Annotated in this window: 20 protein-coding genes; 9 read left to right on the plus strand and 11 right to left on the minus strand. The window is 36.0% G+C overall.

The window, feature by feature from the left end; all coding sequences use genetic code 11:
- Window positions 1–11: 11 nt before the first annotated feature.
- Both IPH52_15825 and IPH52_15830 read right to left on the minus strand, forming a co-directional pair.
- Window positions 12–539: an NADH-quinone oxidoreductase subunit I gene (locus tag IPH52_15825; protein ID MBK7056480.1), complete on the minus strand. Its 528-nt coding sequence runs from the start codon at window positions 537–539 to the stop codon at window positions 12–14.
- A complete protein-coding gene (locus tag IPH52_15830) occupies window positions 526–1,965 on the minus strand; it encodes a (2Fe-2S)-binding protein (protein ID MBK7056481.1) in 1,440 nt (479 codons plus the stop codon). Before IPH52_15830 ends, IPH52_15825 begins: the two co-directional genes overlap by 14 nt.
- Window positions 1,966–2,436: 471 nt before the next feature.
- Between IPH52_15830 and IPH52_15835 the strand changes: the two genes are divergently transcribed.
- The 3 genes from IPH52_15835 to IPH52_15845 all read left to right on the plus strand — a co-directional run bounded on the left by IPH52_15835 (window position 2,437) and on the right by IPH52_15845 (window position 5,696).
- On the plus strand, window positions 2,437–3,825 hold the full coding sequence (locus IPH52_15835; GenBank protein ID MBK7056482.1) for a bacteriohemerythrin: 1,389 nt from the start codon (window positions 2,437–2,439) through the stop codon (window positions 3,823–3,825).
- Window positions 3,826–4,051: 226 nt separating this feature from the next.
- The gene (locus IPH52_15840) at window positions 4,052–5,509 is read left to right on the plus strand and encodes an NAD(P)/FAD-dependent oxidoreductase (protein ID MBK7056483.1); all 1,458 of its coding nucleotides are present in this window, start codon (window positions 4,052–4,054) and stop codon (window positions 5,507–5,509) included.
- A gap of 40 nt (window positions 5,510–5,549) precedes the next feature.
- Window positions 5,550–5,696: a hypothetical protein gene (locus tag IPH52_15845; GenBank protein ID MBK7056484.1), complete on the plus strand. Its 147-nt coding sequence runs from the start codon at window positions 5,550–5,552 to the stop codon at window positions 5,694–5,696.
- Between the two features lie 83 nt (window positions 5,697–5,779).
- On the opposite strand, the gene IPH52_15850 is transcribed toward IPH52_15845, so the two are convergent.
- Window positions 5,780–6,097: a hypothetical protein gene (locus IPH52_15850; protein ID MBK7056485.1), complete on the minus strand. Its 318-nt coding sequence runs from the start codon at window positions 6,095–6,097 to the stop codon at window positions 5,780–5,782.
- Window positions 6,098–6,195: 98 nt separating this feature from the next.
- Between IPH52_15850 and IPH52_15855 the strand changes: the two genes are divergently transcribed.
- Window positions 6,196–7,158 carry a sterol desaturase family protein gene (locus IPH52_15855; protein MBK7056486.1) on the plus strand — a complete coding sequence of 321 codons (963 nt, stop codon included), beginning with the start codon at window positions 6,196–6,198 and terminating at the stop codon, window positions 7,156–7,158.
- Here the strand turns inward: IPH52_15855 and IPH52_15860 are convergent.
- The 3 genes from IPH52_15860 to IPH52_15870 all read right to left on the minus strand — a co-directional run bounded on the left by IPH52_15860 (window position 7,130) and on the right by IPH52_15870 (window position 11,886).
- A complete protein-coding gene (locus IPH52_15860; protein ID MBK7056487.1) occupies window positions 7,130–9,484 on the minus strand; it encodes a TonB-dependent receptor in 2,355 nt (784 codons plus the stop codon). The two genes, IPH52_15855 and IPH52_15860, sit on opposite strands and share 29 nt — an antisense overlap.
- Before the next feature lie 11 nt (window positions 9,485–9,495).
- Window positions 9,496–10,698 (minus strand): imelysin family protein, encoded by a 1,203-nt coding sequence (locus IPH52_15865; GenBank protein ID MBK7056488.1) that lies wholly within the window; start codon window positions 10,696–10,698, stop codon window positions 9,496–9,498.
- A gap of 72 nt (window positions 10,699–10,770) precedes the next feature.
- Window positions 10,771–11,886 (minus strand): hypothetical protein, encoded by a 1,116-nt coding sequence (locus tag IPH52_15870; protein ID MBK7056489.1) that lies wholly within the window; start codon window positions 11,884–11,886, stop codon window positions 10,771–10,773.
- Window positions 11,887–12,119: 233 nt separating this feature from the next.
- Between IPH52_15870 and IPH52_15875 the strand changes: the two genes are divergently transcribed.
- The 3 genes from IPH52_15875 (at window position 12,120) to IPH52_15885 (ending at window position 13,531) form a co-directional block, all read left to right on the plus strand.
- Complete coding sequence (locus IPH52_15875; GenBank protein ID MBK7056490.1) at window positions 12,120–12,569, plus strand: Hsp20/alpha crystallin family protein; 450 nt, start codon at window positions 12,120–12,122, stop codon at window positions 12,567–12,569.
- A 16-nt stretch (window positions 12,570–12,585) separates the two neighbouring features.
- Window positions 12,586–12,975, plus strand: coding sequence for an Hsp20/alpha crystallin family protein (locus IPH52_15880; protein ID MBK7056491.1), 390 nt, complete (start codon window positions 12,586–12,588; stop codon window positions 12,973–12,975).
- Window positions 12,976–13,141: 166 nt separating this feature from the next.
- Complete coding sequence (locus tag IPH52_15885; protein ID MBK7056492.1) at window positions 13,142–13,531, plus strand: hypothetical protein; 390 nt, start codon at window positions 13,142–13,144, stop codon at window positions 13,529–13,531.
- A gap of 1 nt (window position 13,532) precedes the next feature.
- Here the strand turns inward: IPH52_15885 and IPH52_15890 are convergent, their stop codons facing one another.
- A complete protein-coding gene (locus tag IPH52_15890; protein MBK7056493.1) occupies window positions 13,533–14,324 on the minus strand; it encodes an enoyl-CoA hydratase/isomerase family protein in 792 nt (263 codons plus the stop codon).
- An 85-nt stretch (window positions 14,325–14,409) separates the two neighbouring features.
- On the opposite strand from IPH52_15890, the gene IPH52_15895 reads away from it, so the two are divergent.
- On the plus strand, window positions 14,410–15,720 hold the full coding sequence (locus IPH52_15895; protein ID MBK7056494.1) for a DUF1577 domain-containing protein: 1,311 nt from the start codon (window positions 14,410–14,412) through the stop codon (window positions 15,718–15,720).
- Window positions 15,721–15,736: 16 nt separating this feature from the next.
- On the opposite strand, the gene IPH52_15900 is transcribed toward IPH52_15895, so the two are convergent.
- The 4 genes from IPH52_15900 to IPH52_15915 are packed head-to-tail and all read right to left on the minus strand — an operon-like array spanning window position 15,737 to window position 19,303.
- Window positions 15,737–15,982, minus strand: a complete 246-nt coding sequence (locus IPH52_15900; protein ID MBK7056495.1) for a type II toxin-antitoxin system RelE/ParE family toxin — start codon at window positions 15,980–15,982, stop codon at window positions 15,737–15,739.
- Between the two features lies 1 nt (window position 15,983).
- On the minus strand, window positions 15,984–16,223 hold the full coding sequence (locus IPH52_15905) for a hypothetical protein (protein MBK7056496.1): 240 nt from the start codon (window positions 16,221–16,223) through the stop codon (window positions 15,984–15,986).
- A gap of 46 nt (window positions 16,224–16,269) precedes the next feature.
- Window positions 16,270–17,142, minus strand: a complete 873-nt coding sequence (gene rsmA, locus IPH52_15910; protein ID MBK7056497.1) for a ribosomal RNA small subunit methyltransferase A — start codon at window positions 17,140–17,142, stop codon at window positions 16,270–16,272.
- Window positions 17,132–19,303 (minus strand): ComEC/Rec2 family competence protein, encoded by a 2,172-nt coding sequence (locus IPH52_15915; GenBank protein ID MBK7056498.1) that lies wholly within the window; start codon window positions 19,301–19,303, stop codon window positions 17,132–17,134. Before IPH52_15915 ends, rsmA begins: the two co-directional genes overlap by 11 nt.
- 719 nt (window positions 19,304–20,022) lie before the next feature.
- Here IPH52_15915 and IPH52_15920 point away from each other — a divergent pair.
- Window positions 20,023–22,602: a leucine--tRNA ligase gene (locus IPH52_15920; GenBank protein MBK7056499.1), complete on the plus strand. Its 2,580-nt coding sequence runs from the start codon at window positions 20,023–20,025 to the stop codon at window positions 22,600–22,602.
- Window positions 22,603–22,795 lie beyond the last annotated feature (193 nt).

The raw sequence follows: 22,795 nt of genomic DNA on the forward strand, positions 1-22,795 counted from the left end.
GAGGTTTAAATTTAATTTCTTTGTCCTTTGATTGGACCGCCCACTTTTTGGGTCATGCGCTCTTTGGTTAGAATTAAATCATAACGATTGTCAGCAGCCATTTCTCCACCGCCGTCTAGATAAATTGCTCCTTTCGGACAGGCTTCTTCGCATAAGCCGCAGAAAATGCAACGTAGTAGGTCAATGTCAAATCGCTTAGAATACTTGTCTTCGGGATGAAGGTGTTGTCTTTCAGGCGGAACTTCGGCTGCTTCAATGGTAATAGCGTCTGCTGGACAAATCCACATACAGCAAAAGCAAGCCGTGCATCTTTCTCTTCCTTGCTCATCTCTTTTAAGAGAGTGCATTCCGCGGAAACGAGAAGAGTAGGCGCGCTTTTCATCGGGATATTGAACCGTAACAGATCCTTTTAAAAAGGCAGCTTTTATAAAATGCTTTAAGGTAATTACAAGACCTTTGGAGATTGAATAGAAATAAAACTTTTCATACCAGGCGAACTGGTGCTTCTTCATTACATTTATAACATTAATTGTTGCCAATTGCTAACTCCTCTTTTTTCATTGAAAGCTCTAAGTTTAATCTTTTAAAGAAATCTCCCGATGAAGGAAGACCTTGTAAAGGTTGAATTGCAAGCTCGAAGTGCTGTTTAATTCCATTTTTGTTAGTAAAAGTTCCGGATTGCTCTGCAAATGTTTTGATAGGAACTGCAAAGTCTGCATCCTTTACAGAAGCAGTGATATTTGTATGAAGAACTACAATCGATCCGGGTCCTTTTAATTCAACAGGAATGTCTTCTTTGAGGATGAACAGCAAATCAATCTTACCCGCATTGAAATCTTTTACGATAGAATCAATTCCGCCTGTAGAATTAAAGGCTTGATCAAAGGTTCCTTTTGTATTTGGATGAGCATCGGTAGTCATCAAAAAGTCAGCTTGTTCAGGAAGGAAGTATTGTGGTTTACTAGTTCTTGCCTCAAATAGGATGTCTTTTCCAAGCTTCTCTGCCTGTGCTTTAATGAGCGCTAAATTCTCATTAGACTCATGTGCTCCCCCGATGATAGCGATCTTTTTAGAGGATTTGATTTTGTCTAAGATCTTTGGAATGACTACAGAGCTTTCGCTTGGTAATCCTTTTTCATAATAAGCGAAGAGTCTATTTTCATTTAACCAATCTAGGTCGAAACGTCCTTTATCGCAAAGGAAATACATTCCAAGCTCTGCGTTTTCTCTGGTCATGTAGCGATACATTTTATTATCTCTCACATTGGTTTCGATATTACAGCCTGTGCTACAACCATGACAAATAGATTTGGATGTTTTATACCACCATACTCTCGATTTAAAAAGAGTTTTGTGATTGAGTAGGGCTCCGGTTGGGCAGATATCAGAAAGTGCACCTTGGTAGTTGTGCTTAATTGTTTTATCATTGGCAAGCCCAATGAGAGAATGATATCCTCTTTGGAATAAACCGAGGTTTGATTCTTTGACTAATTCTTCTTCGAAGCGAACACAACGGAAACATACAATGCAACGATTGTGGTTAATCATGAGATTGTCTCCGATCTCTTCCTGGGGAACATTGCGCTTTTCAAATTCAAAGCGAGAGACACCTTTACCTGCAGAGAAGGCATTGTCTTGTAAATCACATTCTCCTGCTTTATCACAAACCGGACAATCAAGAGGGTGATTGGCTAGCAAAAACTCCATTGTGCCTTCACGGGATTCAAGAACTCGTTTGCTTTTGGTTATAATAGATAATCCTTCTTTTACAGGCGTATTACATGCTGCCTGCACTTTAGGATTTCCTTCGATTTCGATAAGGCACATGCGGCACATACCGACTATGCTTAACGATGGATGATAACAGAAATAAGGGATATCAGTTCCGACTGCTTTGACTGCGTCGATGAGGTTTTTCTTTTCGTCTACTTTGTATTCTACACCATCAATTTTGATTGTTACCACAGAGATGCTCCATTAGAATTGGTCTAGTTTTGACTATCCTGAAAAGCCTAAAATTCTTCAAGTATAAAATCGGAATAAGTTATTGGAACAGAAGGGATGAATTGCTACAGATGCACTGAACCACTGAGTCTTATTGCGACGAATGAGCAAAGACTTGCATCGCTATGTTGGAGGTGGCAAGCAGGAATATCCTGAGTCGAATGTATGGATAATAAGACTTTTCAAAACCATCCGTGTTTATACGTGCTCAAGACCTTGGTGATTGGTAAAAAATCTAGATAGTGCTAAGCATATTTTCCTGTGAAGAAGAAAGCAATCTAAATAACAAATCGAATACAATTGTAAGATCAAAAGTGTAAATGAATCAAGAGAATTACCATTGTTATTCTCGTTCGAAAAAAAATATTGAATAAAAAAATAAGTCATTTCATTCTAATCTTGTCAATTGTATATGGAGTTAGGTATGATTAAATGATCAATATACTAGCGGATGCTATCAATGAATTTTCTGAGGGGATAATCATTGCTCAATTGGATGGAAATATTCAATATGTAAATGAACGATTGCTACAACTTACAAATTTGGATAAAAAAATTAATTTCGCAGGCAAATCGATGGAAAATATTCTAAGAATCATTTTTTCTTCCTGCGGAGTTTCAGAAGAATCATTAGAATCAAATGTTATAAAAATTTTAAATTCCACTGAATCAGAATTTAAAATAACAAGAAGGGATGGAGCAGTTCTTATTTTTGACAAGAAAGAACTTTCTTCTGGTGTGTTGTTATTTACTGTAAAGGATATTACTCATTTATCACAAATCGAATCCAAGCAAAAACAAATCATCAAAGTAGCCATTATGGCATTAGCAGATCTTTCAGAGTATCGAGATCAACAAACCGGAGACCATGTTCTGCGAGTGGCAAGAAAGACATATGAAATTGCTAGATCTTTAAAGAAGTCAGGTGAGTATAAAGATATTTTAACAACCGATTTTTTATATCATATAGGTGTAGCAAGCATACTACACGATATAGGAAAGGTAAGTCTACCGGATAGCATTTTATATAAGCCCGGACCACTTGATGCGGTGGATCGAAAAATAATGCAAAAGCACACAGTTAACGGTAGCAGTATTTTAACAAAAGCAAATAGATCTATAGGGGATAATGGCTATTTTAGATTAGCCTCAGAGATTGCTGAATCTCATCATGAATATTGGGATGGAACGGGTTATCCAAATGGTTTGTCAGAGAATAATATTCCTCTTTCTGCAAGAATCGTTGCGGTTACTGACGTGTATGACGCTTTGATACAACCTCGTCCCTATAAAGATTCGTGGGCTAAAGAAAAAGTTATTTCTTATATAAAAGAAAAAAGCGGATTTCAATTTGATCCGAAAGTAGTAGATGGTTTTTTAGATGTAATGAAAATGCGTGAAAATGCTTCTTTCATTGAATGGTCGAGCGATATGAGTGTGTCAAATACAATGATAGATCACGATCACCAAATCTTATTAACTCTTATTAACCAATTGATCAATGATGAAAATCGAGCTGACCGACTTGCGGTTGAATTTGTAATGGATGAACTAATCAATTATGCTTTTACTCATTTTAAACGAGAAGAACAATTGATGAAAGAAATGGAATATCCCGAACTTGACAATCACAGAAAAATTCATGAATTAATGACTAGCGAAGTCATCGCAATGCAAAAAAAATTGAACATTGGTTTTACTCCCGCCTTAGGAGAAGAAGTTTCTTTGTATCTCAAGAAATGGCTAAGCATTCATATCTTGCGAGAAGACAAAAAGTATTCTCTATTCATGGAAAATAAAAATCTTAGCCAATCACTATAAAGTTTTTTATAGCTACAACCAGTTAGCTGCTAAAGGCGAGCCAGATTAATTTATATATCAAGAATAAAAAGTAGAATGGTGGAAAGCAAACTCCATCCAGTATTAAGACACAGTCGCATTATAGAAGAATAGAGGAATGTTAAAAAAATAGAAGAATTATACTTGAAAGTAATAATTATAAAAAATAAGATACCATACAGGGTATTGTATTAAAAGGAGTGGCACATTGGCAAAGATTGTTATTTTAGGAGCAGGGATAGCAGGAAATACAGCAGCAATGTATGCGAGGGTTCACGCAAGAAAATCGGATGAAGTGATTGTAATTTCTCCAAACAGTAAATGGAATTGGATTCCTTCGAATATTTGGGTTGGAGTTGGGCTTATGAAGCCAGAAGATGTGACATTTGAAATTGCACCTATCTACAAAAAAATGGGAATTGTATTCAAGCAGGCAAAAGCAATTAGCATTCATCCAGAAGGAAATAAAAATTTCACAAATCCCTTTGTGAAGATTGAAAATATAAAATCCACAAATGGTATTTCTGAGGAAAATGTAGAATACGATTATCTAATCAACGCAACAGGACCAAAATTAAATTTCGGTGCAACGGAAGGACTAGGACCGGATAAGAACAGTTATTCTGTGTGCACCTATTTACATGCGGCAGAAGCAAATAAGGCGCTCCAAGAATCCATCGAGAGAATGAAGAAAGGAGAGCGTCAAAAAATTCTAATCGGAACAGGACATGGAAATTGCACATGCCAGGGAGCAGCGTTTGAATATATTTTTAACGTGGAATACATTCTCAATAAACACGGAGTGAGAGACAAAGCTGATTTAACCTGGATTTCCAATGAATATGAACTAGGAGATTTTGGAATTGGTGGAATGCATATCAAACGCGGAGGATACATTACACATAGTAGAGTTTTTGCAGAATCTTTATTTGCCGAAAGGGGCTTGGATTGGATCACAAGAGCGCATGTGCAAAAAGTAGATAAGAAAGAATTATTTTACGAGACACTCGAAGGAGAAGAAAAATCTACTCAATTTGATTTTACCATGCTCATTCCACCCTTCGCAGGTGTAGGATTAAAAGCGTATGGAAAGATGGATGAAGATATAACTTCGAAATTATTTGCACCAAATAGTTTTATGAAAGTAGATGCGGATTACACGGCGAAACCGTTCGAAGAATGGAAAGCTAGTGACTGGCCTTCAACCTATCAGAATCCAGATTACAAAAATATCTTCGCAGTTGGAATTGCATTTGCCCCTCCGCATCCGATTTCTAAGCCAATGAAGAGTCCAAAAGGAACACCGATCTTTCCAACACCACCACGGACGGGAATGCCATCCGGAGTTATGGGAAGAGAAGTCGCAAAAAGTGTTGTAGATATGATTCGAAACGGAACAGACAAGCCAACTAGAAAAGCATCTATGGCAACAATGGGAGCAGCTTGCATTGCGTCATCGGGTGCAGGAATTTTTGATGGAAAAGCAGTATCAATGACGATGTATCCTATCATTCCGGATTATGAAAAATATCCTTCCTATGGTAGAGATTTAAATTATACTTTTGGAGAAATCGGTTTGGCAGGTCATTGGATAAAACATATTTTGCATTACGTTTTCATGTACAAAGCAAAGGGAAATCCGTTCTGGCGAATGATTCCGGAATGAACACCGATAGAAGACTGATATTATTAAAGGAGAGAACCAAATGAAAGAAAGAATAGCTTATGAGAAAGATTTTTATCCCCCGATTCCAACTGAGTTTACAATGAAAATGCGCACCAATCTATTCTGGCAGTTTTTTCGATTCATCGTCATTAATTTGAAGATGATTCGAATGGCTCGATTTCACTGAAATACCATTAATGCAGCGATAATAAAATCGCGAATGTTAAAAAAAACTGAGGATAATAAAAATTATCCCTACAAGTTGAGTGGTTACTTTTCCTTATACTCTACTTGGTTTAGGGAACTTTCGCCGAACTCCCATTTGCCGTTGGTTTGTTTTAGAAATTTCTGATGCGTTTCGGAGACATACTCGGTGGCGGTTTTCTTCTCTAGGATAAAATCACCGTTAGCTGTGAAGACTTCTGCCTTATCGTTTGAAAAGGCAACGCCGGCAATCGTAGTTCCCGATGAGTTAAGTAATTGTAGTGGCAATTCAAAGACTCGAATGCAGTCTTGTAGTAATTGAGACCATTGATAACCAGCCGAGCCTATACATCCGTGAGAATCTAAATCATTTCCTGTTTGCATAAATTTAGTCTTTTCATTGCCATTCTCTTTGCAAGAAAAAATATAGATTTAAGCAATCAGTTTGTTCTGGACGGGATTTTTATTAAAAAGGAATGGCAATGGAATTCTTAGAGCGCATTTTAAATATTCTCTCTATTCCTATCTTAAATTTTACCGAGACTACGGGGCGGTTATCTTGGATTTACCTCTTGTCGGCGGCGGGGATTGGTTTCGTTGCAATTCTAATTCAGCATTTAGCTAGAAAGAATTTTTCATGGAAAGAATTTCTATTCGAAGCATTTGATTTTTCGCATTGGAAAAAGAAATCTTCGGTTGTGGATTATCTCTATTACTTTGTCGAAACGATTCTTTATACAATCTTCTTTTCTTATTTTGTAATCACAAGTCTTTTCGTTTCCATTTTTGTTTTTAAGGTTTTATTATTTCTAGGAGGCGAACGCTCGTTTCCCCACAATTGGTTTATACAAGCACTGTATACTTTTTCTTTCTTATTGGGTTATGACTTTGGAAGATTTTATGTTCATAAGTTTTTACATACCTATCCGTTTCTTTGGGAGTTTCATAAATTCCATCACTCGGCGGAAACTCTCAATCCTTTTACGGTATATCGAGTTCATCCGATAGAAAGTATTTTGCTTAATTCGTTTGGTGGAATTTGCAGTGGAGTAGTGACAGGAGTGTTCGTGTATTTCTATCCCGCGATTACGATGTATATGTTTCTTGGGGTAAATTTTGGTTTATTCCTATTTCATCTTTATAGCAATCTGCGTCATACACAAGTTTGGATTTCTTTTCCCAAAAGTTTGAGTTATATACTGCTTAGCCCCGCTCAACACCAAATCCATCATAGCAAAAAAGAAGAGCATCGACATAAAAATCTAGGCGCAATCTTTGCCTTCTGGGACTACTTCGCCAACTCGCTTTTTATCCCAAAAGAAAAAGAGAAATTAGAATTCGGACTACCTACTGTAAGCAATGAAGCGGATTATACGAGTTTACCTCGCATATTCATTGTGCCTTTCAGAAAAGTGTTTAGAGCTCAAAGCTCACGCCGAAGTTGATTTGGCGAAAGGGTCCGGGTTGAATTCCAATTGGGAGTCTACCAGAAACATATTCTCTGTCCTGTAAATTCTTTCCTGTAATAAAGAGTGACCATTTTTTAACAGGATGCTTGTATCCGAAGGAAGCATTGACAAGACCGACCGAGGGGATAACCCCGCGATTTCCGTCTGCGGTTTCATTGGGTGAGTTGATTAAATCAGAATATTGTTTGTCGATAAATTGATATTCGCCTCTTGCATAGAATCCATTCTTGTGGTTAGCGCCTAACGCTATTGTATAAACATTCATCGGAACATAAGGAAGATAATTTTTATTGGTATCATTGTTTACAAGATGAAATTTTTCATCAAAAGTGTAAGCAGGTCTATCTACAAGACGAATCGTTCCGTCTGCATTGGTTACATACGGGAAAGGAGTGTAGGTAATAGACTTTGCATTCGTGTAAGTGTAGATTAGATCGAGAGGAATATTCCAATTTAGGTTAAAGAATTTTCCGAAATCAAACGTCACTGTGTTCTCACTTCCCCGGTGTATCGACTTACCGCTATTAACCGGACGTGAGCCTGCATCTCCTCCGATTTCATTTGTGTTGATGATTTGGTCTCTGAAATACATCACATATCCCACAAATTCTGTGAATAAATAAGGAGTAAGCTCTCCTCGAACCCCTGTCTCGTAGTTAATCGAAGTCTCTGCTTTCAAGCGATAGTCGGCACCTGTCGGGCTAACGGCTGTTCCATACGTAGGAGGAGAGAATCCACGATGGACTCCCGCAAACCAAGTATAGGTTTGCGTAATATCATAAGTAGCCCCAAGTCCCGGAAGAAGAACTTTCGTATAACTTTCTCCTCCCTGGTTCACAAATAAAATATCTCCTGTGTTTGTCGCGATACGATTTCTTACATCTTGCGCAGTGGCAAATCGTCGTTTGTTGTAGACTCCTTGCTGTATCCATTCGTAACGAACGCCCGGCATGAGTTTAAATCTTTCAGTGATGCTAATTCTATCCTGGAAATAAACCGCGTAAGACTTTGCAATTCTATCCTGTTGACTGTAAGGAAATCCATCTCGTATGAAAGGGTAGGGAACAGTTTCTGTGCTGACTCGATTTTTTTCCCCATGAGCCCGTAGACCAAAATCAATTTCGTGTTTTACTTCTCCAGTTCGTAGAATTAATTCTAGTTTAGTATCAATTCCGAGCGTTTGAAAGTTTTGGTTTCGAAGAGGAGAGGATTTGCGCATAAAAATAACGTCTCCAGGTCTAACACCAATTATCCCCGGAGAAAAGGTCGCATAGGTATCAGAAGGTGGACTTGATTCGACACCGAGAGAATTTAAATTATTGTATGCAAAGTCCTGTCTTTGCCAATTTCGCACCGCGTTATTATTGTAAATTCTAGAAATTAGTTTCATCGTTTCCGAGATCGTATACTCATGACCTAGAACCGTAGAATTTCGATTCAAATACTTTTGATCAAATCCAGCCGGATTGATTCTTGGGTTACGCCAGAATAGCCCCTGTGTGAGTCCGAGATAAGTAGATTTGGCTTCTTGTTCTTGGTATCCCGTTTTAAAGGTTACTGTGTGTTTGTCGCTTATTTCATGAACGAGTTTTAAAGACACATCATTTAGTCGAAAAGCTTGCGAGTCTCTAAACCCATCGCCTTGTTTGTATAAGTAAGATACATCTACACCTGTTTTACCGAAGGTGCCTCCGTATTGAGCGAAGTTTGACATATAGCCGTTTTCCCCTCCGACACTTTTATTGGAGAAGGTTGGTTTTCCGGGAGGTCGCCTTGTTACAAAGTTTACAACTCCTCCAATCGTAGAAGGACCAAATAAAATTGCACCGGAGCCTTTGATTACTTCTACTCTTTGCATTCTATCAATCTGCGGTGCGTAATAACTTTCCGGCTGTCCATAAGGACTAAGAGAAGTAAGAATTCCATCTTCTAGAATTAAAGTCTTTCTGGATTCTTCATTGCTCACACCACGAAAGCCGATGTTAGGCGTTAGCCCCGCCGCATCCTGGAATCGAACCGACGCACCGGGAACTCTACGTAAAATTTCCATTGCGTCGACGGGTTGCGTTTCCTCTAAGAATTTTTTGGAAACGATAGTCGCAGAGCCTGGAATTTTTTTTAAGGAATCTTTTCCATCTCCAATTACATTGATCTGACCTTTGGAATAAGAATCTTCTGCTTTTTTTCTTGTTTGGTCTATCTTCTCCGCTGTTTTTGCATCAGGCTCTGGACTGGTAGGATTTGCTTGTGCAAATACGATTTTTGATAGTAGTAGGATAATCAGTATTAGACTTTGTTTCATTTTTGTATTCCTTAATCTCCATCCCCGCTGCTTCCTGATCCACTTCCTGTGGAACCGAACGTGGCGGATATTTCGCTTGTTAGCATTGTTTTTAGAGTTGTCAATGAATTGTAGGCGGTCTGCACCTCGCTTGCATTTGAATTGATTGCTGTTTCTAGATTGGTTATTTTTTGTAGATTTGCTATACAGAATAATATTTGCTGACGTATTCTTAAATCCAATCCAGGATTTACTGATTTTACATAGTCTGAAATACCAGGTCCGTTAATACCGGTATACAGGTTATTAACCCCTACCAAGTTATCGACTAAATTATCTATGGATCTGTTTGCAAATCTGGATTCAATTACGTTTGCGCGTTTAATACCGTTTGACCGCAGTGTCAGTCCGGCGGGATAACCAAGTTTATTATCGCGAATGAATTCTATATGGTTTGAAAATTGAAGTAATAGGGTTGTCAATGCAAATTGTTGTGAAGAAAAGTAAATGCTTCCTAAACCAGCAGTGGGAAGTTCGTTTACGTAGTTGGAACCAGATTCTTTCCATTGACTATGTAATTCTTTAACAGATATATAATACAAGGATACCAATTGCTTCATAGTATCTAGTCTTCTTGCTGTAAGTGCTGAGCATACGACGGATACTGAAGTGTTTGCGTTTGCATCCGAAAATAATAAAAATTCAATGGTAGGAAGTCCCTTTTGTAGTTTATTCAATGTGGACACATTCGCAGAGTTGATTGCTGTTGAGCCGGCGATGAAAGAATTGATTCCGTTTATATCGGGGGTTATATTATCAGTAAAATTCAAAACCCAGGGATCTATGCTTTCATAGAATCCTCCAAATTGAGCCGGACCAAATTGGATAATTTCGATTTGCTTCACAATGCTTGCATTTTTTTTCCAACCTGATTGTAGATTCAAGAGAGACCTTGCATTATTCGAACAGTCTCCGCTGTAGGTTTGTGCATTCGTATTAAATTCGTTAGCCGCTTGTTCCAAATCAGAATAGGATTTTAAAATCACATTTTTAGATACATTGGAAAGAAGAGGCAATGGATTAAATTCTTTTAACCGATTGTGAAGAATGCCGTTTATGCTTGCCATTCTAGATTCTCCATTTTGATTTGCGCGAGAGCAATAGATCAAAAGGAGGATGGTTGAGAGTGTCGCACTTAGTTTAAAAATAAAAATTTGCTTTAATTTGATGTTCATGTATTTGCCTTTGAATCACACCCGCTTTCAATTTTTTTATAAGCGGGTTTAAAGAAGTATTGTTTGATGAGATTAAAAAAGAATCTTTCTAATTTTGCTATTCGTCCCCCCGCCTGTGGTTGAAACATATAGAATGGTATATTCCTTATTAAAAGCTAATCCTCTTGGCTTACTAAACGTAGCAACACTTGCTGTGCCATCCGTATTTCCATCGGTTCCAGCTAATCCTGCAATTGTAGTCACAACTCCAGTGGACGTAACTTTACGAATAGTCTGATTTGCTCCATCGGCTACATAGACGTTATTGCTAGCGTCAATTGCGAGTCCATACGGACCATTGAACCTAGCAGAAATTCCATTTCCGTCTGTTGCTCCTGATTCACTTGCAATAGACCCAGCCAAAGTTGTAACATCACCTGTGGTGGAAATTTTACGAATAGAATTATTTTTGCTGTCGGCAAATAGGATATTGCCGGAAGAGTCTACAACAACTCCTTTCGGTTCATTTAAAAGAGCTGTTGTTCCATTTGCATTCAAATAACCGGAGATTGAGGAAATAGAACCAGCTGTAGTAGTAACTTCAGTGGTTGATAAACTTCGGATTTGATAGTTTAAAACATCGGCTACGATTACTTTATCAGTTAAGGCATTATAAAAAATTCCTTCTGGCTTGCTAAATCTCGCTGCTGTGAGAGTTCCATTTGCAAAAGATCTAGCACCATAGGTTCCAGCGTAGTTGGTGGCTGTTCCGTCGACTGCAATTTTTACGATATTATTTCCCACTGTCGCAGTACCGGTATTAGCCACGTAAAGAACTCCATTTTTATCTATCGCAATTCCTTCCGGATTATTTAACTCCGGTCCTGACGTACCTTGACCAGCTTTTGTATCTGCTAGAATGGTAACAGTGGTTTCGTTTACTATTTTCTTAATTTGGTTGTTTTTACTGTCTGTAATATAGATAGCTCCATCGGAGCCAACTGTTATTGCTTCTGGTTGGTTAATTCCTGTTACAGCCAGAGTAGATACTGTAATTTTGCTGGAGGGCTTCGGAGTCATTTGCAAAGCGAGTGCTGCTAGAGCAAGGCTCTGGCTAGATTGCTCTTTCTTTTCTTGGGGACAATTCACAAGACTCAATAGAATTGATATCGAAATAAAACCTTTCAGTAAAGGTGTCTTTAGTTTCATTTTACTTTCCTTAAAATTATTATAATTCTAAATTTGAGAATGATTCTCAATAACATGTTTATATATCTCCCATCCCAGTCAACTGAAATTGTAGTGCAAGGTTGAAAAAATCTTCTTACTGAGAAAATTTTTTTTATTCAGTATGAACTTTTTTGAAAATTAGCACTCTATATGTATAAGTGCTAATAAATATTAGCACTGGATGATATAGAGTGCTAAAAGGAGATACTACTATGCTACTGAATGTAATTGAACGAAATGGATATGGTCAATCCCTATGGAATGAGTTAGATAGGCTTCATGATGAGCTTTCCGGCGGCTTTTTCTCTCGCGGGGGCTCTACACGTGGTTTTCATAATCCACCGGTGAATGTTTATATCAACAAGGATGATGTTTTGCTGACTGCGTTGGTTCATGGATTTGATCCTTCCGATATAGAGCTTTCGATTATCGAGAATAGAATTCAAATAAAAGGCACAAACAAGAGAGTCGAAAATCAAGATGGATATGAAATTCACTGCCAAGAGGTAGAGAATAGGAATTTTGATCGAACAGTCGAATTGCCATTTAGGGTAGATGCCAACAAAGCTGATGCTAAATTCAAAAATGGAATTTTGAGTGTGAATCTATCTAAAGCGGAAGCGGATAAGCCAAAGAAAATTACTGTCCAAATCGAGAATTAACTTAAAGGAGAATACAATGTTACAACAAGAAATGCAAAAACAAGAAACTTCCAGTCAGACCGTTGAAAAGGTAAATAAGCGTTATATTACGCCTTCAGTAAATATCTATGAATCGGCAGATGAAACCAAAATCGTATTTGATATGCCCGGAGTAGATGAGAAGTCAGTAGAAATTTCTTACGAGAAAGACGTTTTAACTATCGAAGGAAAGAATTCTTATTCTGTTCCAGAAGGATTCGAAGGAGCTTACATTGGATTTAAGACTGGAGATTATTTGCGAAAGTTTAATGTGAATAAGCCGGTTGATTTAGAAAAATCAAGGGCAATCATGAAAAATGGAAAATTAACACTTCATCTTTCAAAAGTAAAGCCAAATACCACTAAGATCGAGGTTAAGGCTGAGTAGTCTCTAATAGGATATTCCCTTTTTTCTTAGGGCTGTGTAAAAAGTTTGTCTCAGACAAAAAAATGCGATTCAGTTAGCATTGACTTTTTACCCAGCCAGTTTTTTTGGTCTATATTTATAAACATAAATATCTTGACAATGAGCTGCTACTTTTCAGAATTTAGATATGAAAAAAATCATAAGCCTCATTACAATCTTATCTTTTCTAATTCTAACGCTCACCCAATGCTCTACAACCACAAATGTAAAACTTCTGCCTGCTAAGGACAGTGCAAATGTAGAAGCTATTTGGAAGGGGAAGACAGTTGGAAAAGGTGCAGAATTTTCCCTTACCGTTTCCAATTTCATTTTGGAGGATAGAGATTTAATATTATTGAAAGAAGGAAAGCAACTCACCAAAGTTCATTTAGAGGTTACTCCTTCTTTGCCGGTTCTTTTTTTGGGTTGGTTAGCATTCGGTATTCCCTATCTTTGGGTCTCAGCCGTTAAAGAATACCAAATGTTTGATCTATCCGTAGATTTGAAACGTGCGGCTACTGAAGTTAGTCCACAATAGACTAACAATCACGAAAAACTGCTTTTCTCTTTTCTTCGATTGCTTTAATGCTTTCCATAAAATCTTCTGAAAGAAAGTTTTGAGCCTGTCCTTCTGCTTCTTTTCGAAGTGCTGCTTGCAAAGCTTCATAGTCACTGGAATTTTTCTTGAGTAGTCGAAGAGCAAGCGGACCGCTTTCACTTAAATTGATAGCAAGTTCAGTTGCGCGTCTGATTACATCGTCAAAAGGAACTACATCGTGACAAAGTCCCATGCGATAGGCTTCCTGTCCTGTTAGAATTTCGCCTAACATCAGCAGATAATTTGCCTTATCTAATCCAAATAATTCTTTTACTAAGTAAGAAGATCCCATTCCAGGATGAATTCCAAGTTTTACAAAATTAAAAGAATATTTACTTTCCATAGAGAATACACGTAAATCGCAAGCAAATGCTAGTGACAATGCTGCACCAATTGCATGTCCGTTTACAGCAGCGACTACGGGAAAGGGGAGAGTGCGAACTGATAAAAAGAAATTGTAGAAGGTAAACATATCTCTTCGATTTTCTTCAAATGTCTTTTCATGAAAAGATTTGAGAAAACTTAGATTTCCGCCAGAGGAAAATACATTATTTCTCCCGGAGATAATTAGGCAGCGTGGAAGTGGGTCTCGATTTTTTAGAGATTGGATATAATTGTAAAATTCTTGTCCCATTTCCCAGGTCATAGAATTTTTAGTTTCCGCATGATTTAAATAAAGCATTTCAATTTTAACTGAATCGAGTTCGATTGTTTCCGTTTCCAAGTATTGCATAAATTAATCCCCTTAAACGCCTCTCCATTTTCTAGATAAGCTACGTAGACATTCCAAAAAAACTCTCAATTTTGCAAATTGTAATTTGCTAATTTCGATAAAAAGTGACGATATTGAAATCATGGCAGTCGGCAGAACAGATTCAATGCAAGAACTCATCACCCTGATGGATACTATTTATGGGGAAACCATCATAGGTACTGATGTTAATCTTATTAAACACCTGTTTTATTACTTAAGATTTGATAACACTGAGTTTGTTTTTGAATACGATGATCGAATGATGTCTGTGGTTGTTCATAATGTTTTGCAAGATTTTGTAGAGCTGAATGTTCCTGATTTTTCGGAAGCGAGTTCAAGAAGAGCAAAAATCAAATTTGAAATCATCAATGTTCTTTATATTTTTGAAGTTATCATTGAAGACATTCGAAGCTCCATCGTAAAAATCAAACTTCCAACTGAATTACAATCTGCTGAGATGCGTCAATATCGTCGTGTTGCCTGTGACGATTTATTCATGGACTTTATTATTTTGTTCAAATCATTTAAAGGCGGACGTTATGTGAGTGGGGATAATATTCATGCTGAGAGGCAGTTTACTCATCTTTTCCGCGAAATAAAATTTGATGTTCCCAATTTGAAATTAATGAATATGATTGTAACAGATTATATTCGAAAAGTTTCTGATGAATATGAATTGGTGATTTACAAAATGGGAGATGGTCATGATTTTATAAAGAACACTCTTTCTAAAGATAACAAAACAATTTATATTTCAGATTGTGCAAATGCAGATTCATATATAGAAGATTTAAAATCAAAAAATTATAAAACATTTTTTGAAGTTTATCAAGAAAAGATAAAAGACGTAGGTGAGTTTCAAGCTAGAAAGTTTTTTGAAGTAATGCAAAAGAAAGAAAACCGCGCTTTCATGGTTTCTTATATCATTGCACCCATTACAATGTTTGATCGAGTCATCGGACATATCAAAGTTTACAGCACTGCTATGGACAAACACATGCTTACCCGCACCGACTTGGAATACATTCATGAGATGACCGAGATTTTTAGTTATGGATTAACTAAGATTGCGATTAAAGGAAATACGTTCAATGAAATCTATACAAATACTAGAATCGTAGACATTAGCATCAGTGGGTTACTATTCGAAATCTCTGATGAGAATTTATTTCAATACTTAAAAAAACATTCGAGTGTTAAAATGTATATTCCGATGGGAAAAAACAAACTCGAAATCAATGGCGAAATCATTCGTTATATTATTTCTGATGATGGATTTAAACTAGGTGTAAATTTCTTTTCTTCAAATCCGGGTGACATGAAAATTCTTGAGACTTATATCTATGAGAAGAAAGGAAATGTGCTATCGGAGTAGATATCTATTTTACTTTTTAATAGGCATCTTTACGATGAGAAATTTTAAATACAGTGATTATTCTATTAAATAAATCGGCTTCAAAGAAAATTCTAAAATCACCTTGTCTAATTCTATAGATATTCGAATTGACTAATTTAAAAGAATCAATGCTTATCGCGGTTTCTAGTGATTTAATCCTTTTGTAGATTTTCTCAATGTCTGTTCTAGAAATTCCTTTCAAATCTTTATCTATCGCTTCTTGAATTATGACTTGATACATTTTACAGATATTTCTTAAAAAATTGGTCTACGGGAATTGTTTTGCCTTTTCTGGTTTTGCGAATTTTTTCAAGTTCGGCAACAGTATAATTATTTTTACTTTTTTTTGCAGGAGGTATAGTCTTTTGGTTTACCTCGTCTATAAATTTTACTAATCTATCGAATTCTTTTTTCGATATGACTACACCAGAAATTTTACCGTCTATCTTTAAAAATTCATGCTTAATCATTTGCATTTGCATAGTATTAATTTAAGGAAAGAATAGAAATAGTCAAGATTTTTTTTGTCTAACTTGCTAAGCCTTTCAAAATCTTATGATAGTCATCGACCTTCAATTCTTCCGGACGCAATCGGAGTTCGATTTTATTCTGAGCAAGTGAATCCAATATTTCCTTACGCAAGTCAGGGTAATCGCGATTAAACTCTTTTGCATCTAAAAAAGGAGCTTCAGAGATGGACTTGCCAATTGTTTTTCTTTTTCCCCAGAAGAAAGTTCTTAGGATTAATTCTAACTTATCAATTTGCATTTTAGAATAAGAGTGATTTGTTGGTGTAAACCGTATCAAAGCTGAACTAGCGTCCGGTTTCGGGTAGAAGCAAGAAGGAGAAATCTTTCTTAGAAAAGAAAATTTTCCAAAGGCAGATACAAAAATCGAAAGCGAAGATATTTCATTGCAGATTCTGTCGGCAAATTCTTTTTGCACCATAAAAATGGCACCGGTTAAATTGGGGACTGATTTTAAACTAGTAGTAAGAATTTCACTTGTTATGTAATAAGGGAGATTTCCTGTTAAAAAAATCTTTTCGTCTTTTAAGTTGCTGATTGTGTTTAATACATCGCCTTCGTATAATATAGAGTTTGCGCTATCGAAGTATTCCATCGATTTCATATTTTCGATGTAGACTGGATCAATTTCGAATAAAAAAAGTTTTTTGTTAAGAAGAGCGAGCTTGTGTGTGAGCGCACCGAGTCCTATTCCGATTTCGGCAACCGAATTAGTTTTTGCGAGCGCGTCCTTGTCGATAGAATTGATTATAAAATCTAAAGTATTTGGATCTGTGATAAAATTTTGTCCCCATTTCTTCAGTGGGTTTGCATTTCTTTCGTCCATGAAGGATCTAATTTTCGAAACGCTGTAATAGGGGTATTCATAACTCATCTGGTGTTATAAAATTCCAGTCGGGATTAATTCCAAGTAAGTTTTTATTTTCATTCCAATCTTTTGCGTTGTCCTGTAATTTATAAGCGAAAAGAAGTAGAATATTTCCTTTATCGACTCTAGAATTTTTCTGTAATTGAGAAAGTGAGTCCAAATGCGGATAGAATATGAGTAGTTGGGTAAAATTTCTTTTAGATGCTTGCACATCCCATTTCAAATCTGCATATTGATTCTCCCAATCGGGAAGCTTTTTAGCAGAAAAAATTTTTACATTCGGCGCAGTTTTTTTACAAAGCGTTGCAAGCGACAAACAAGTCTCTTCTTCAATATAAAAAGATTCAATTGATTCATCGCATAGATTTTCTCTCAGGTGTCTTTCAATTTTGTAATGACTGTATTTGCAAATTCCTCCGAGGTAAATTTCATTTTTCTCTCTTACTAGATAATAATCAGAGCCCGCAAAAATATTTTTGGCAACTTTGTGCTCTTTTTTAGTTTCAGGGTACAATACAAAACCAAAATAGAAAAAAGAACCAATAAATAAAAGAGTTAATAAGGAAAGTAGAATTCTAAATCGAATTGCCTTTCTTTTATTTTCTTTCTTTGTGAATAATTTTAATTCTAAAATAAAAAATCCGATTATGAGAATTGCAAGCAAAGCAAAATAAATTCCCATATGAAAACGAAAAGATTCTTTGACGCCGCGATAAAATCCTACATTCACAGAAAGAGTCTCAGATAGATAAGCGAGAGTTCGAAGTAATAGCTCGGAATAGATCCAAAAGATTTCGATTCCTGCTTTTACAAAGCAATTAAAAAATGAAAAATTAAATTCCATTTCTAAACAAGAAAGCCAATCAAAATAAAAAGATTCTCCGAAAAAGCTTTTCGTGAAAATAAAATCTAGAATCGATTCATATAAAAACTGAAAGAGCAGTGAAACATACAGCAAAGGAAGAAGTAGGGAGGTAAGTGGAACTAAAAGCAGATTTAAAAAAATAGATCCAAAGCTAAAAGTTTTAAAATAAAAAAGTAAAACCGGATAGGTTCCTAAACTTGCGGAAATGGAAATTGTAAAATTTTCTATGAATAAATTTTTAAAATTTCCAAATGCTAGCTTTTCTAAGAAAGACTTTAAAAATAAAATTCCGCAGACAGCAGAATAGGAAAGATTAAAAGAAAGTGTTAGAAAATTTTCTCTGTCAATGCATAAAATGATAGCAGAAGAAACTAAAATAAGATCAATGCTCTTCATTTTGCGAAAGAATAAACTTCCGAGCACGAGTGTAGCTGTGAAAATATAGGCGCGAAGTAAAGAAACTGGAAAATCTAGAATGTAAAGATAAGAAAATGCAACGACAAGAGGAATGATTCGCTCAGTGTAATAGTTAAAAAACCAAATTTGCTTTGCAAAAAAATAAATAAATCCAATGAATACACCAATATGAAGACCGGAAGCTGCAAATAAATGTAGCACTCCTCCTTCTCTTACTTTTTCTTTGAACTCATTTTCAAGAAAGCTGGCATCTCCAAAAAAAAGTCCCATCGCAATATCGTTTGCATAGTCTGTGATTCCTGCTCGATCTAAAAGATCTTCTACTTTTTTTCGAAGTAGTTTTCTATTGTCGATTAGCTCACTCTGGCGTTTGCATTTGCTTTCTCTAATTTGTATATAGGAGAATTGAAAATCTTTTAGAAATCGAAAGTATTCTTCTTCCGGCGAAACTTTTTTGATAGAAAGAAATCTTGAATCACACAATAAAATAGGTAGTGTAATGTCTTTTTTATAACGCTTTGTGATTAAAGTGAATTTGTTTTTATCAGATTGGAATTCTGTCTCATAAAAATTTCGTTTCACTTCTTTTTTAAACTCAATTTTAAATGAATTCTCTTCTTTTAGAATTGCAAAATATTTTTCATTGAAAGTCACATCCTGTTTTTTGGACTCAAAATAAAAATTATGAAAAAATCCAAATAAAATACCAATTAAAATTGCGGTTACTTTCGTGTATCCGGTGAAGATACAAGCTATGCTCAGTATTCCTAAAGTAAAAATTAATATTGGATCAAGCCTAATTTTAGCAATGACATAATAAGACAAGTATCCCATTGCAAAAAAAGAAAATTTACTCACAGGTTTTAGCTGATTTAAGAAACTCATTTAGTCTTTTAGGTTTCAAAACAGAAAAAATGTGCAGATAAAAATATGAAAATTACGCATTTGAACTAAAAAAAGAGGAATTGAATAAAATTTTATCCCGAAAAAAGAATTAAACTCTCTATTTAAGGTTTGAAAAGTTACTTTTGATTAGCCTCTTTATTAGTATATTAGAATATTCTAATATGATTTCGATTAATAAAATCAATGAAATATAAAAAAATACATATATATGAGTTTGAATTGATTAAAAAAACAAAAGCTATATTATGAAGTTAAAATTAAAAAAATAATTTTCATTCCTGTTCTATTAAGAAAATTTTATAAAATAATTTTTTTTTCACTACTTTTTTTCTCTTCTATTTAATATTATTTTTGACTCTTTAGGAATAAAAAAATACAACGTAATCCCTACCTCTGATTGTTTATCGATTAGAGTAGATGTTATTGACTACGTTATTGACACACTGTAAAAAAAATATATATGATTGAGAAGCCTATGAAGATACTACACGAAGAAGAATCGATTTTTAATAGAGATACAAAAATAGAAATTGAAATTTTATACAAATGTTCTGGTTGTTTCAAAATGGAAAAAAAATTATACCAACAAAAACTTTGTAAAGCATGTTTATCTAAAGCATTTAAGAGGTTAGTAAAAGTAATCGACTCGGTAAGAAAATAATTTCCTTTTAGAGCACTTATACAAAAATGGTATAACTGTGGATTATCCTTTTAACGAGATAGAAAAAAAATGGCAAGAGTATTGGGAAAAGAATCAAACTTTTCTCACAGATATAAATAGTAAGAAAGAAAAATTTTATTGCTTGGATATGTTTCCTTATCCAAGCGGAGCTGGACTCCATGTCGGTCACCCTGAAGGATATACTGCCACTGACATAGTTTCTAGATACAAACGAATGAAAGACTTTGAAGTGCTTCATCCAATGGGATGGGATGCTTTTGGTCTTCCTGCTGAGCGTTATGCTATGCAAACGGGAATTCACCCGAGCGTAACCACCAAAAATAATATTGATAATTTTAGAAGGCAGATCAAAATGCTTGGTTTGTCTTATGATTGGTCTAGAGAAATTTCTACAACTGATCCAGACTATTACAAATGGACACAATGGATTTTTTTAAAAGTTTATAATTCCTATTATGATAAACGAGTCAACAAAGCACGTCCGATTATGGAACTCATTCAGCGCTTTGAAGAAGATGGAACGGCTGACACCGGTTATCCGAACAAATTTACAAAAGATGATTGGTTAAGAATGCCACTTTCCGAAAAGGAAAGAGTTCTTTCTGATTTTCGTTTGGTCTATCAGGCAGAGATTCCTGTGAACTGGTGCGAGGCACTCGGAACGGTTCTCGCAAATGAAGAAGTAGAAGAATGGACTAACAAAGGTTATACGGTAGTTCGTAAACCAATGCGTCAATATATGATGCGAATCACTGCTTATGCAGAAAGACTTCTAGATGATTTGGAATTAGTTTCCTGGCCTCAGTCCACTTTGGAAATGCAAAGAAATTGGATTGGTAAAAGTGAAGGTCTCGAGATTGAATTCATTACTGAATCGGGTGAGCGGATAACGGTATACACCACTCGACCTGATACGATTTTCGGAGCTACGTATTTAGTTCTTGCACCGGAGCATCCGTTAGTAGATAAACTCACAACTCCTGAAAATAAAAAAGCAGTAGAAGATTACAAGCGATCTGCTTCTTTTAAAAGTGAAATGGATAGAACTGAGATGACAAAGGATAAGACAGGTGTTTTTATTGGCTCCTATGTTTTAAGTCCTGTCGGCGAAGAAACAAAAATTCCAGTTTGGATTTCCGATTATGTTTTGGCGACTTACGGAACAGGAGCAATCATGGCTGTTCCCGCTCACGATAGCCGAGACTTTGCCTTTGCAAAAAAATTCAATCTTCCAATTAAGCAAGTAATTGCAGGACCGCCGCCAGAAACAGAAAGTTTTGACTCCAAAGATTCAACTTGTATTAATTCTTTTACTGAGTTATTAAATATAAACGGTCTTTCTTATTTCGAAGCCTGTATCAAAGTATCCAACTGGATTGATGCAAGAAAATCTGGAAAGAAAAAAACACAATACAAACTCAGAGATTGGTTATTTGCCAGACAAAGATATTGGGGGGAACCAATTCCACTCGTTCATTACGAAGCGGGGTTTACAAAAGATATTCCCGAATCTGAGATTCCACTTACCTTACCGGATTTAAAAGAATTCGCTCCCTCCGGCACCGGCGAATCACCATTAGCCAATGCAAAAGAATGGTTAGAATACAAACACGAGCGTTTTGGGAAAGGAAGAAGGGAAACCAACACCATGCCGCAATGGGCGGGCTCTTGCTGGTATTACCTACGTTATATTGATCCGAAAAATGATAAATCGTTATGCGATAAAGAATTAGAAAAAAAATGGATGTCTGTTGATTTATATGTTGGTGGGGCTGAGCACGCCGTATTACATCTATTATACTCTCGATTCTGGCATAAGATTTTATTTGATTTGGATGTTGTATCTACTCCTGAGCCTTTTAAAAAACTTCTCCATCAGGGTTTAATTCTCGGTGAAGACAAAAAGAAAATGTCTAAATCTCTTGGAAATGTTGTCAATCCTGATGATGTTGTAAAAGAATTTGGTGCAGATAGTCTTCGTCTTTTTGAAATGTTCATGGGACCATTTGATATGGTTAAACCCTGGAGCACAAAAGGGGCAGAAGGAATTTTCCGTTTTCTCAATCGTGTATGGAGACTCTTTCACGGAAAAGACGGAGAAAATTTTCAAATTGATGACTCCGAGCCTGACTTGGAACAATTAAAAAGTCTGCACCGAACCATTAAAAAAGTAGAAGAGGGGATTGAGAATTTTACGTTTAACACTGCGATTGCGCAAATGATGATTTTTGTAAACGAAATGACTCCACTTACCACTCGACCAAGAAAAATTTTGGAGCCTTTTATTCTAGTCTTAGCGCCATTTGCTCCTCATATTGCCGAAGAGCTTTGGTCAAAACTTGGATATTCTTCCACACTTAGTTTTGAGCCCTATCCTGCGCATAATCCAGAGTATCTTGTAGAAGATACGATTACGATTGTTGTTCAGGTAAATGGCAAACTTCGAGGGGAATTCTCTGCTTCCAAAACCATCTCGGAATCCGAAGCAATTCTAGAAGCCAAGAAAATCGAAAAAGTAATTCCTTTCTTAGAAGGAAAAACAATCAAAAAAGAGATTTACGTAAAAGAAAAATTGGTGAATCTTGTAGTTGTGTAACTGTCACCTCGAACATCGTTGAAGCCCTTGAGATAAGGGCTTTTTACAGTCATTGAACACCTTTGTGGAAAAATTTATGACAAAGCAATAAATGGATGTGAGAAATCTATCTTGCTAAGACATAGTAACAAGCAATGTTTTATGGTGAGCCTGTCGAATAACCATATACTATCTTTTGTCATATAGACCTCTC

The organism is Leptospiraceae bacterium (assembly GCA_016708435.1).
Classification (GTDB): domain Bacteria; phylum Spirochaetota; class Leptospiria; order Leptospirales; family Leptospiraceae; genus UBA2033.

Bases quoted from the DNA above. Each gene is read 5' to 3' on its own strand.
- IPH52_15835 (MBK7056482.1), top strand. From the start codon at position 2,437: ATGATCAATATACTAGCGGATGCTATCAATGAATTTTCTGAGGGGATA.
- IPH52_15845 (MBK7056484.1), top strand. From the start codon at position 5,550: ATGAAAGAAAGAATAGCTTATGAGAAAGATTTTTATCCCCCGATTCCA.
- IPH52_15850 (MBK7056485.1), bottom strand. From the start codon at position 6,097: ATGCAAACAGGAAATGATTTAGATTCTCACGGATGTATAGGCTCGGCT.
- IPH52_15855 (MBK7056486.1), top strand. From the start codon at position 6,196: ATGGAATTCTTAGAGCGCATTTTAAATATTCTCTCTATTCCTATCTTA.
- IPH52_15860 (MBK7056487.1), bottom strand. From the start codon at position 9,484: ATGAAACAAAGTCTAATACTGATTATCCTACTACTATCAAAAATCGTA.
- IPH52_15865 (MBK7056488.1), bottom strand. From the start codon at position 10,698: ATGAACATCAAATTAAAGCAAATTTTTATTTTTAAACTAAGTGCGACA.
- IPH52_15870 (MBK7056489.1), bottom strand. From the start codon at position 11,886: ATGAAACTAAAGACACCTTTACTGAAAGGTTTTATTTCGATATCAATT.
- IPH52_15875 (MBK7056490.1), top strand. From the start codon at position 12,120: ATGCTACTGAATGTAATTGAACGAAATGGATATGGTCAATCCCTATGG.
- IPH52_15880 (MBK7056491.1), top strand. From the start codon at position 12,586: ATGTTACAACAAGAAATGCAAAAACAAGAAACTTCCAGTCAGACCGTT.
- IPH52_15885 (MBK7056492.1), top strand. From the start codon at position 13,142: ATGAAAAAAATCATAAGCCTCATTACAATCTTATCTTTTCTAATTCTA.
- IPH52_15890 (MBK7056493.1), bottom strand. From the start codon at position 14,324: ATGCAATACTTGGAAACGGAAACAATCGAACTCGATTCAGTTAAAATT.
- IPH52_15900 (MBK7056495.1), bottom strand. From the start codon at position 15,982: ATGTATCAAGTCATAATTCAAGAAGCGATAGATAAAGATTTGAAAGGA.
- IPH52_15905 (MBK7056496.1), bottom strand. From the start codon at position 16,223: ATGCAAATGCAAATGATTAAGCATGAATTTTTAAAGATAGACGGTAAA.
- rsmA (MBK7056497.1), bottom strand. From the start codon at position 17,142: ATGAGTTATGAATACCCCTATTACAGCGTTTCGAAAATTAGATCCTTC.
- IPH52_15915 (MBK7056498.1), bottom strand. From the start codon at position 19,303: ATGAGTTTCTTAAATCAGCTAAAACCTGTGAGTAAATTTTCTTTTTTT.